This is a genomic window from Rhodococcus aetherivorans, from assembly GCF_011058165.1.
GTDB classification, from domain to species: Bacteria; Actinomycetota; Actinomycetes; order Mycobacteriales; family Mycobacteriaceae; genus Rhodococcus; species Rhodococcus aetherivorans.
In genome coordinates this window covers 1-10,864 of sequence record NZ_JAALEG010000132.1, presented here as the reverse complement: position 1 = coordinate 10,864, position 10,864 = coordinate 1, and the positions used below count along the sequence as shown (strand labels likewise).

Here is a 10,864-nt window from a genome sequence, read left to right as displayed (position 1 = left end):
GTCGAGCTCAAGCGGGTCCGCGGGGCCGGGCACCTGGTCCAGCTCGAGTTCCCCGAGGTCGTCGTCGGTGCGCTGGACCGGCTCATCCAGCGCGGGTTCGCCCACGACGCCGGCAGGAGGCGCGCCGGGTGAACAACCGCGACGAGATTTCCTTCGATTGCCGGCATCTCCGCGAACGGGCTACGTAGGCGCACATGCCCGTCTGGCCTCTGTGGGGATGTCCACGCCGGCCGATAATGCCTTGTTTGCAGGATAATTGATCGCGCTCTGTCCGGCGCTGTGGTTCATCGCGGTCGGCGACGGCTTGCTGAACGTTCCGACAAGGACAAATGACATTCGATCGAGCTGTGCGAGTGCATTATTGCTGTTGCTTTCCGTCTATACCGTTGTGGCCAAGCCGATGTCATCCTGCACGAAGGTGCCGCTCGCGGTGTGCCGGTCAATTCAGCTCCGGCAGAGCCTTATTGGACTAGTTCGGGATGGCCTGCCGTCGGCGACCAACAATTGACAATTTTCGTAGTCTGACTCATAGTTACATGCAATCGAGGTCTGGATCACACATCCCGCCGGAGTGTTCGAAGAGCGTTTCGATCGATAAGCACTCCGGGGGAGTCCAATTGGGACGAGACAATCGGCAGCCTGCAATCGTGACCAATGCGTTCGGAGGCCGTGCCGGCGAACGGGAGGAAAATCGTGGGAGTCGAAGTAGCTGTCGAGGGGTTGACGAAGTCCTTCGGGTCTCAGCGGATCTGGCAGGACGTGACGTTGACGCTGCCGGCGGGTGAGGTGTCGGCGCTGCTGGGCCCGTCGGGTACGGGCAAGTCGGTGTTCCTCAAGTCGCTGATCGGTCTGCTGCGGCCGGAGCGGGGCTCGATCGTCATCGACGGCACCGACATCCTGCAGTGCTCCTCGAAGGAGCTCTACGAGATCCGCAAGCTGTTCGGGGTGCTGTTCCAGGACGGTGCGCTGTTCGGGTCGATGAACCTCTACGACAACGTGGCGTTCCCGCTGCGCGAGCACACCAAGAAGTCCGAGTCCGAGATCCGCAAGATCGTGATGGAGAAGCTCGAGCTCGTCGGTCTGCTCGGCGCCGAGGACAAGCTGCCCGGCGAGATCTCCGGCGGCATGCGCAAGCGGGCCGGGCTGGCGCGGGCGCTGGTGCTCGATCCGCAGATCATCCTGGTCGACGAGCCGGACTCGGGGCTGGATCCGGTGCGCACCACCTACATCAGCCAGACGCTGATCGACATCAACGCCGAGATCGACGCGACGATCCTGATCGTCTCGCACAACATCAACCTGGCGCGGACGGTGCCGGACAACATCGGGATGCTGTTCCGCCGGGAGCTGGTGATGTTCGGTCCGCGCGAGGTGCTGCTCACCAGCGACGAGCCGGTGGTCAAGCAGTTCCTCAACGGCACGATGATCGGGCCGATCGGGATGTCGGAGGAGAAGGACGAGGCGACGATGGCGCAGGAGCAGGCCCTCGTCGACGCCGGGCACCACGCCGGTGGGGTGGAGGACGTCGAGGGCATCGTGCCGCAGATGAAGGCCACCCCGGGGATGCCCGAGCGGCAGGCCGTCGCCCGCCGGCAGGAGCGGGTGCGGCACATCCTGCACACCCTGCCCGAGGCCGCCCAGCAGGCCATCCTCGAATCCTTGGAACACGAGAACACCATGTCCGATTTCATCGGATCAGAGGCCCCGACGACGGTGCTCCCACGAGTAGCGCTGTGACGCGGCGCCAGTCGCACGGTCGAGACCGGCCGCGGCGAGTTCACGCCGGCAACTATTGCGCCACCCCGGGTGGCCACGAACGAGAAAGGTACCGACCTGTGAGAAGGCGGGACTGTAGGACGACTGCCGTCGAACCCCTGATGGGGGAGCGATGAGGACGGGTCCGGCGCTGCCGGTAGAGACAGAGACGCCGCCGGAGCGTCGGGATCAGGAGCCGATCCCCTGGCGGCGGAACGTCGTACTCCGGAAGATCGGCGGCTACGTCACGAACAAACCGACCCAGAGCCTCGCAACCATCGGCCGGTCTGCGAGGCTCGGTGGCAACGTCGTGCGCTACTGCATCGAGGACACCATTGCACTGAGACTGTCGGTACGCGAGGTGGTCGAGCAGATGTGGAAGCTACTCAAGGTGACGGCGCTGCCCGCCCTGCTGATGGCCGTCCCGATCGGAGCCGAGGTGTCCGTTCAGGTCGGCGGCATCATGAACCAGGTGGGTGCGAACTCACTGGCCGGCGCGGCGAGCGGCCTCGGGGTCGTCGGTCAGGGAGCGCCGATGGCCGCCGGGTTGCTCATGAGCGGTGCGGCCGCATCCGCTATCGCGTCGGACCTCGGCGCGCGAGCGATCCGCGAAGAGATCGAAGCGATCCGGGTCATGGGTATCGACCCCGTGCAGCGACTCGTAGTCCCGCGATTCCTTGCGATGATCGCGATCGCTCCCATGCTGTGCATCATCATCATCGCAGCGGGAGTCTCGGCGGGCCTGTTGATCTCCGCGAACGTGAACGACGTCGTCCCAGGCAGCTTCTGGCAGTCGTTCGGCGCGTTCGCCACGCCCACGGATCTCGCGTTCTCGGTGCTGAAGTCGGTGATCTTCGCCGCGATGGTGGTGTTGATCGCCGGACTGCGGGGACTCGAGGCAAAGGGCGGGCCGACCGGCGTTGCCAATGCCGTCAACGCGTCGGTCGTGCTCAGCGTCTTCTGCATCTTTGCGGCGAATCTTGTCGTGAGCCAGCTGCAGATGATGTTCTTCCCGGCACGGTTGGCATGATGGCGACGAATACTCCAGCACATCGCGGCGCGACCGCGCCGACGTTCCCCGTACGCATCACCGGCACGGTGACGCGCCGGATCCGGGCGAGCGTCGAGGAAGTCGGACAGATCGCGCTCTTCGTCGGCAAGACCGTCTACCTGCTGGCCAAGACTGCCCGTCACTACCGCAAGCAAACTCTCACCACGATGAACAACATGGCCTGGGGCAACGGGTCGTTGGTGGTGGACGGCGGCGTGATCAGCCTGATGTTCTTCCTCGGCATCGCAGTGGGCGCCGTCGTCGCGATCCAGGCGTTCATGGCCTTCGACCTTCTGGGGTTCGGCGCGTTGACCGGCATCATCGGCTCGTTCGGCAACGTCCGTGTGATCGCCCCCATCATCACGGGAATCGGTTTCGCCGCCCAGGCCGGATGCCGCATGACGGCCGAGATCGGTTCGATGCGGATCTCGGAGGAAATCGATGCCACCGAGTCGATCGGACTCCAAGCCATCCCCTTCGTGGTCGGACCGCGGCTCATCGGAAGCATGCTCGTCGTGCTTCCGGGCTACCTCATGGCTCTCGTCGTCAGCTTCGTCACCGGTGGTCTGGTGGTCAAGACGTTCCACGCACAGCCGGAGGGCACCTACGACCACTACTTCGCCCAATTCCTGAATGTGCCCGACCTGGCCGCATCCGTGGTGAAGGCGTTGATCTTCTGTGGTGTCGTCACGATGATCCATTGCTATTACGGGTATTTCGCATCCGGGGGTCCGGCTGGGGTCGGAGCCGCATCCGGACGTGCGATCCGCGCGAGCCTCGTCGCGATCGTCGTCCTGAACTTTCTGATGACGGTCGCCATCTGGGGTCTGAGCCCCGAACTGGTCTTCAAGGGATGATGGGATGAGCACTTCCAGGAACCAGGACTTCCTGCGGGGATCCGCAGCGAATCAGTCCCGAGTATTGGCGGTCGCCGGCGTCGCAGTGATCGGCCTGGCGGGTGTGGTGGTCACCGCCACCGCGTCTCTGTATCCACGCATGACCGCGCCGGACGGGCTCGCCGTCGGGGTCGAGGTCCCCTATGTCGGTCCGGGGGTGACGGAAGGAACCAAGGTGGTCCTGCGGGGACAGAGCGTCGGTCTGGTCGAACGGCTCGACCGAACCGAGGCGGGCTCGGTGCAGATGCGGCTCGTCCTCGATCAGCACCAGGTCGCCGGGCTGACGGACTCGTTCGAGGTGGACTTCCGTCCCGAGAACTACTTCGGAACATCCGCAGTGAACATCGTCGTCATGCCCGGCGGCGACCCCCTCGAGCCCGACACCGAAGTGCAGCGGACGCCAGGAGGCGACTTCACGATGTCGACGATGATCGAGCAGGGCTCGCTCACCATCGACGGAACCCTGACCGACCGGATGGTCACGTCGCTCGACAAGTCGGTGCACTACCTCGACGGACTGGCACCGTGGATCGAGACGGGTGTGCTGGTCGCCGACCGTGTCGCACAGGCGCAGCAGGCGCCACCGAGCGAGCTGATGACGAGATTCAACGACATCCTCGCGGCAACACCAGGATTCAGCGATCAGGCGATCGAGGCACTGATGTACATCTACGACAGCGTCTACAACCGCCTGCCGGACGGCTCGATTGGTGTGGACGATGCCGTCTTCGACGAGTCGAACGCCGGCCTGACGCTGGCCGCCAATCAGCTGTTCGGCCAAGCCGGTGCCCTGCTCGCCTCGCACGGGGAGGAACTGACACCGCTGACGCAGATCGTCGTGGAAGTGTCGGATGTCTTCCCGCACCTCGTCAACGGCGGCCTGAAGCCGGAGCAGGCGCGGGAGATCGTTGGTCGATTCGACTCCGCGTTCGTCGACACCCCAGACGGGCAACGCCTCCGGTTGCGCGTCGTGCTCGACGGATTTCCGGCGCTTGCGGCCCCGCTCGGGATCGCCGCCGCGCCGGCCGAACCGAACGGGGGAGAGCGATGAACGCGCGTGCCGTCTTCCTCGCGACCGTCCTCAAACTCGCGATAGCAGCAGCTGTCTCGGCTCTGCTGTTCGTGCTGGTGATCAGCGCCATGCGCAGTCCCGTGGCCGGTGACACCCGCACCTACACCGCGGAGTTCTCCGATGTGTCAGGTCTCGGGGTCAACGGTGACATTCGCACGCGTGGGGTCCGGATCGGCAAGGTCGAGGCCATCGACCTGGTGACTCGCCAGGGCAGCACCATCGCCGAGGTCCGTTTCTCGCTGCAGGAGCCATACGTTCTCACCGCGGACACGACTCTGGCGGTCAAGTACCAGAACCTCACCGGCGTGCGGTATGTGGATGCCGACTTCGGGGAAGATTCCGGGGTCCCCGTCGAAACTCTGCCTCTCGACAGGACCCGACCCTCGTTCGACATCACCGAGCTGTTCAACGGTCTGCAGCCGGTGCTGGACACCATGAGTGCCGAGGACATCAACACCTTCACCGAGAACGCCATCGCCCTGCTGCAAGGAGACGGCGGGGGACTGAAGCCGATGCTCGACGACGCGCAGAAGCTCGCCGATCTCGCGGCCGACCGGGAACAGGTCATCGCGACGTTGACGACCAATCTCGCGCGGATTTCCGACTCCATGGGTGGCCGGTCGGATGAGGTCGTGGAGTTCCTCCGCTCGATGAGCTTCCCGATCGCGAAGGCGATGACAGTTCTCGACGAGTTTCCGAAGACCGCCACGTACGGCCCTGAGTTCCTGACACCGATCAAACGGCTGCTCGACGCCTACAACCTGCAGCCGGGGGCGAACGTCGAGCAGATGGTGGCCGAAGCGTTCTCGTCGCTCGAGGAGACAGCGGAAGCTCTCCGGCTGCTACCGAGTTCGGTGGCGGGACTGCAGATCCCGGTCGGGGATTCCCCTGGACGGGAAGGATGCAGCAAGGGTGTCGCCCAGCTGCCGACCGAAGTCGACGTTCTCCTCAACGGTAGCGGGGTAGTGGTATGCAGCGCACGGTGAAGTCCGCATGGACACGGTTCGGTACTGCCCGTCTGGCGACGTGGCTCGGCAACGACATGCGCATCGGCGCCGGCGTGGTAGCCGTGGCCGTCCTCGCGCTCGTCGCGACGACCGTGCTCTACATAAGTCCCCCGGGCAGGAAGGTGGTGGCCTTCGAGACCACCGACGCGTCCGCCATCTCGGTCGGCCAGGACGTGCGGATCGCCGGGGTGTCGGTCGGCAAGGTGACGGACATGGAGCTCGGACAGTCGACCGTCCGGGTCTCGATGGAAGTCGAGGACGACGTGTTGGTGGGCACCGAGTCGCGGGTCGAGGTCCGGATGCTGACCCCGGTCGGGGGCTACGCGATCACGCTTGTCCCGCTCGGCGTGAGACCGCTCGACGAGGGGGCCCTTCCTGTGGGACAGGTGACCGTCCCGTACTCGATCGGTGACGTACTCCAGGCGGCCCCCAACACCACCGACAACGTCGACGGCGGCACGATCGATGCGAATCTGGTCCAGGTCGCCGAGGCGCTACAGCAGAACCCGGACTCGGTGGGATCGATCATCTCGGGGATGACGGCGATCGCACGTGTCATGGACCGGCAGCGTGAGCAGGTCCGGACGGTCACGGGACTCGCCTCGGAGTACCTGCAGACCTTCAACGCGAATCGCGAGCTCGTCTTCCATCTGATCCGTGAGATGGACATGGTGCTCTCGACGTACAACACCAACCATGCCGGCTTCAACGAGGCGTACCGGCTGCTCGGGCACGTGCTGATGACTGTGGCACCGTACGAGGAGTACTACCTCGACCACCGGGACGAGGTCGCGGCGGCCATCACTCAGGTGCGCGCCATGATCGAGGAATTCAACGCGTCCATGGGGCCCTCGATCGACGCCCTGACTGCGGCCCGGGAGCAATTGGCGAACTGGCTCACGCCCGAGGGGCTGGCCACGATCAGCGGAGGAACGCTCATGGCATCGGACATCTGTATTCCGGTTCCGGGACGGCAGTGCTGACGATGAACAAGGTCAAGAAGGTAGCAACGATCGGCCTGGCAGTGACCGCCGTCGTCGGCGCCGGCTTCACCGCCGCGCGCACGGCCGGAGCCGAACCCGCCCCGTCGTACTGCGCCGAAATGCCGGACGCGGTCGGGCTGTATGTGGGTAATCCGGTCACCCGGATGGGGTTCCCGGTGGGACGGGTCGAGTCGATCGTGGAGAAGGGCGGTCACGTCGAGGTGACGTTCTCGACGGACGGGGATCGCCCGCTTCCCGCCGATGTCAAAGCGGTGACCCGATCCAAGTCGATTCTCGCCGACCGCAGCCTCGAGCTCGTGGGCAACGACACGTCCGGCCCCACGCTCGAACCGGGATCCTGTATTCCGCTGCAGAACAGCCGGACTCCCAAGGCCATCTCCGAGGTCGTGGGGTCGGCGGCGGACTTCATCGAGGCCCTTTCTCCCGAAGGGAGCGCGGACACCGTCGAGATGGCCGTCGCGGGCCTGGACCAGGCTCTGCGTGGACAGGGCGACAACGCCCGGTCGATGATGCTGCATGCCGCCGATGCCATGGAAAGCCCCGACAAGTTCGTCGCCGACATCGGTACTGCCATCGCGAACATGGCGCCGTTGAGCGAGCAGGCTCTCGCCGACTGGGCAGCGATGAAGTCCGTCGTGGAGCAGATGCCGGACGTGGCGGTGGCGGGAATAGACCTGTGGCCCGGAACCATCGACGTGTGCGTGGGAATCGGCTGGCTTGTCGCCACTTTGGACGACATCCAACGCAAGTACGGCGGGGACATCTGGCCGTTCGTGCACGGTCAGGTCGCCGACGCGATCGCACTCGCCGCGGGGCGGACGGGCGAGATCCAAAGCCTCGTTGCGACGGTGCCGTCGCTCGCGGCGGTCGCGGATCAGCAGACGCGGAACGCCGGCGGGCTGACGATGCAGTACACGCCCCCCACCATCACACTGAGCGACGAGGACGCCGACCGGCTGTGCGCACTCCTCGACACCGTCCGGCCGGGTAGCTGCACACCGACCGAATCAGGAGCTCGCGTTTCGCCGACGGGTCTGATGGATCTCGTCCTCCTGAACGGGGCTGCACAGTGAAGACACGGATCGACCTCGGACGGACGGCGCGGGTGACGACAGCGCTGCTGCTGACGCTCGTCGCCTCGGCATGCTCGCTGCGGCCGGAGGACCTGCCGTCGGTCCGCGGTGGCGTCGGGGACGGGTACGAGATCTCGCTCGAGTTCGAAAGCGTCATGAATCTGCCGGCCGGAGCCGATGTGATCATGGACGGCGTACGAGTCGGTGAGGTCCGCGAGCTCGACGTGGCGGACGACAGCGTCGCCGTCGTCGCGGGGATCCGGCAGGACACGCGGGTGCCTGCGGACGCGAGGGCCATCGTCCGGCAGAACACCCTGTTGGGTGACACCTATGTCGCCCTCGTCCGCGACCCCGACGCCGTCGTCGGGGGCTACCTCGAGGAGGGAAGCACCGTCCCGTTGAGCCGGACCACGTCGCCGCCGCAGCTCGAGGACACCATGGCCGTGCTCGCGACATTCGTCAACGGCGGCAGCATCCGAAGGGTCGAGGACGTCATGGCCCGGGTGAACGCGGTGATGCCGCCCGTCCCGGAAGTGGAACGACTTGCGTCGATCGCGTCGGTGGACCTGCGCGACCTCGGCGATCGGACGGCCGAGATCGACCGGCTGCTCGTGGAAATGGATGCCACTGCGGTCACCGTGGACGCCAATGCGGACTCGCTCGCCACGATCTTCGACTCGTCGACCGTGCATTACTGGCGGCGGCTCGCGGTGGATGTCGTGTCGCACATCGGTCAGATCCTTCCTTCCGTCGGAAGCCTGTACGAGGGTGGACTGTGGCTGATCCCGATGTTCGAATCGCTCGCCGACACCACCGACGTCTCCCGGGGCGGGCCCTCGGCCACCGTGGAAGTGTCGAATTTCCTTCGGACAACACTGATTCCGTTTGCCCAGAATCCCTCGGTGGACATCGTCTCGGTGGAAACAGCGGACGGTGATCAGTTGCTTGCCGATGCCGAGAACATCCTGCGCATGTTGGGAGCTGTGAAGTGAGCCGGCGTACAGCGCGGTCGATCGTGGGTATGGGTCTGATAGCGGTGCTCTCGTTCCTGTACATGACTCAGTTGGGCCTGCGGACAGGGTTCATGGAGGACGTCTACACGGCACGGGTGCAGGTCCCCGACACGAACGGCCTGGTGGAGGGCTCGCGGGTGCTGTTGCGCGGGGTGGAGATCGGCGAGATCACCGGCATCACCGCATCAGCGGACGCGATCGACGTGTCGTGGAAGTACGACCGGAACCATCCCGTCCCCGCCGACAGTGCGTTCCGCGTGGACAATCTGTCGGCGCTCGGCGAACCGTATCTCGCCGTGTGGCCGGCGTCGGCGGCCGGACCGTATCTGGACGACGGCGCGTTCGTGCCGTCCACCCAGGTTGTGGTGCCGACGACGTTCGAGGAGTTGTCCGAGCGCCTCACCCGCCTGCTCACGCAGGTCGATCCGGAGGGCGTGCGCCAGATCTTCGAGGCGCTGGATGTCGCTCTGCCCGACGATCCGCGTGTGCTGGGCAATCTTTCGCGAGCGGGGGAACTGATGGCAGCCACGTTCGCCCAGAACGCGGACAGTTTCACCACGCTGCTGCGGACCGTTCAACCGTTGCTGCTGGACAGCACGACGATTCCCCTGGGGATGCACAACGCCGAGCCGCACCTCGCCGAGTTCGGAAGCGGGTTCCGCGATCTGCTCGCCGGCATCAAGTTCGCTGCCGATCGTGGGCCGCTGAATGCCGGTATCGCGCACGGTGCCAGTCCGTTCATCGGTGAACTGCAGAAGTTCCTCGATGCGACGGCCGCGGACCTCGAGGTCATCGGCGTCGATCTTCTGCCTTCGGTTTCTCAGGGCGCGAGGGCGGTCCGCACGATCGACGTCGGCCGTCTGCTCGACAATGCCCTGACCTCCACATCGTCGGGGGACGCAGTGACCGTGCACGTGCAGGCGCCGGGCAACTGACCGTCCGACGGTCCCGGCACGTCACCCCATCAGATCGATACGAACAGGAATGAGGCGCACCATGCAGATGATCACCTCCGATCAGTCCACCGATAAGAACGACCGCAGTACGGCCGAGGACGGTGTCCCTCCGCGGGAGCAGGCGGATTCGCAGCGGTCCGGGTTCACGGTGCGGCTACAACCCGGGAAGATACTCATCGGTGGACTCGTGGTGGCACTGTGCGCCGCCGTGGCCCTCCTCGGCTGGCAGGTGAGCGACAAGGCAAGCGAACTCGACCGAGTTCGCACCGAGGCGGCCGCACTCGAGCGTGCCGAACAGGCCGCGCTCGAATACGCGACAGGTGCTGCCGAAATGGACTTCCGCGACCTGCAGACCTGGCGAACCCGGCTGACCACCGGAACCAGCCCCGAACTCTCGGAGCGGCTCACTCGCGCGGCGACCTCGATGGAGCAGATCATCGTTCCGCTTCAGTGGACGTCGACGGCGCAGCCGATTACGGCCAAGGCCGAAGCCGGTCCGGACGGCATCTACACGGTCGATTGCTTCGTGAGTGTGGTGACCAAGAACGCCCAGGCCCCCGAGGGCATCCAATCGACGGCGACGTACAAGCTGAGCATGGACAGCCGCGACGAGTGGAAGATCGCCGAAATCAGCGGTGTCGGATCGGCTCTGGGCGACGGCAATACACCCAGGTGAGGGGCGCCGTGCATTGTCGGTGGCGGCGGTCGGTGGAAGGAGGTCGGAGATGTCGTCGAGTGAGCCGGCGAGCATGGTGATGGCGATAGGAACCGCGGTCGGCGTGGTGGTCTCGGGGATGGATCTGCCGCAGCCGCTCGAGGACCAGGCCCGGGTGGCAATCGAGGCGGTGCAGGAGGCTGCCGGCACTCTGGACCGGCAGGTCGCCGATCTGGTGGCGGGGTTGCCCGAGCTGATGCGTCCGGCGGCGGAGCAGGCCGTGGCGGACGCGACGTCGGCGGCGAAGGACGCGCTGATGCCGCACCTGCCGGCGGAGGCGGCCGCGGTGCTCGAACCGCCGCCGGCGCCGGTGGAGAACCCG

The 10,864-nt window shown here is 65.7% G+C and carries 10 protein-coding genes and 2 pseudogenes; all 12 read left to right on the top strand.

Annotated elements, in window-relative coordinates; all coding sequences use genetic code 11:
* Positions 1-132, top strand: a pseudogene (locus tag G6039_RS30885) (alpha/beta hydrolase); the annotation flags it as partial.
* A gap of 558 nt (positions 133-690) precedes the next feature.
* Entirely contained in the window at positions 691-1,737 is a 1,047-nt protein-coding gene (locus tag G6039_RS28585) for an ABC transporter ATP-binding protein (RefSeq protein ID WP_420902774.1), read from the top strand.
* A gap of 151 nt (positions 1,738-1,888) precedes the next feature.
* Positions 1,889-2,785 carry an ABC transporter permease gene (locus tag G6039_RS28580; RefSeq protein WP_006930742.1) on the top strand — a complete coding sequence of 299 codons (897 nt, stop codon included), beginning with the start codon at positions 1,889-1,891 and terminating at the stop codon, positions 2,783-2,785.
* Complete coding sequence (locus G6039_RS28575; RefSeq protein WP_043796775.1) at positions 2,785-3,663, top strand: MlaE family ABC transporter permease; 879 nt, start codon at positions 2,785-2,787, stop codon at positions 3,661-3,663. Before G6039_RS28580 ends, G6039_RS28575 begins: the two co-directional genes overlap by 1 nt.
* A gap of 4 nt (positions 3,664-3,667) precedes the next feature.
* On the top strand, positions 3,668-4,753 hold the full coding sequence (locus tag G6039_RS28570) for an Mce family protein (RefSeq protein WP_043796777.1): 1,086 nt from the start codon (positions 3,668-3,670) through the stop codon (positions 4,751-4,753).
* A complete protein-coding gene (locus G6039_RS28565) occupies positions 4,750-5,760 on the top strand; it encodes an MlaD family protein (protein WP_029545645.1) in 1,011 nt (336 codons plus the stop codon). The genes G6039_RS28570 and G6039_RS28565 overlap by 4 nt, the downstream gene beginning before the upstream one ends.
* On the top strand, positions 5,745-6,764 hold the full coding sequence (locus G6039_RS28560) for an MlaD family protein (RefSeq protein WP_235193993.1): 1,020 nt from the start codon (positions 5,745-5,747) through the stop codon (positions 6,762-6,764). The genes G6039_RS28565 and G6039_RS28560 overlap by 16 nt, the downstream gene beginning before the upstream one ends.
* A 2-nt stretch (positions 6,765-6,766) precedes the next feature.
* On the top strand, positions 6,767-7,858 hold the full coding sequence (locus G6039_RS28555; protein ID WP_043796785.1) for an MlaD family protein: 1,092 nt from the start codon (positions 6,767-6,769) through the stop codon (positions 7,856-7,858).
* The gene (locus G6039_RS28550) at positions 7,855-8,850 is read left to right on the top strand and encodes an MlaD family protein (protein ID WP_051445972.1); all 996 of its coding nucleotides are present in this window, start codon (positions 7,855-7,857) and stop codon (positions 8,848-8,850) included. The genes G6039_RS28555 and G6039_RS28550 overlap by 4 nt, the downstream gene beginning before the upstream one ends.
* Positions 8,847-9,806, top strand: coding sequence for an MlaD family protein (locus G6039_RS28545; protein ID WP_051445973.1), 960 nt, complete (start codon positions 8,847-8,849; stop codon positions 9,804-9,806). Before G6039_RS28550 ends, G6039_RS28545 begins: the two co-directional genes overlap by 4 nt.
* Positions 9,807-9,867: 61 nt before the next feature.
* The gene (locus G6039_RS28540) at positions 9,868-10,503 is read left to right on the top strand and encodes a hypothetical protein (protein ID WP_006930733.1); all 636 of its coding nucleotides are present in this window, start codon (positions 9,868-9,870) and stop codon (positions 10,501-10,503) included.
* A gap of 49 nt (positions 10,504-10,552) precedes the next feature.
* A pseudogene (locus tag G6039_RS28535) lies at positions 10,553-10,864 on the top strand (lytic transglycosylase); the annotation flags it as partial.

Bases quoted from the DNA above. Each gene is read 5' to 3' on its own strand.
- G6039_RS28560 (WP_235193993.1), top strand. From the start codon at position 5,745: ATGCAGCGCACGGTGAAGTCCGCATGGACACGGTTCGGTACTGCCCGT.
- G6039_RS28565 (WP_029545645.1), top strand. From the start codon at position 4,750: ATGAACGCGCGTGCCGTCTTCCTCGCGACCGTCCTCAAACTCGCGATA.
- G6039_RS28540 (WP_006930733.1), top strand. From the start codon at position 9,868: ATGCAGATGATCACCTCCGATCAGTCCACCGATAAGAACGACCGCAGT.
- G6039_RS28575 (WP_043796775.1), top strand. From the start codon at position 2,785: ATGGCGACGAATACTCCAGCACATCGCGGCGCGACCGCGCCGACGTTC.
- G6039_RS28580 (WP_006930742.1), top strand. From the start codon at position 1,889: ATGAGGACGGGTCCGGCGCTGCCGGTAGAGACAGAGACGCCGCCGGAG.
- G6039_RS28570 (WP_043796777.1), top strand. From the start codon at position 3,668: ATGAGCACTTCCAGGAACCAGGACTTCCTGCGGGGATCCGCAGCGAAT.
- G6039_RS28555 (WP_043796785.1), top strand. From the start codon at position 6,767: ATGAACAAGGTCAAGAAGGTAGCAACGATCGGCCTGGCAGTGACCGCC.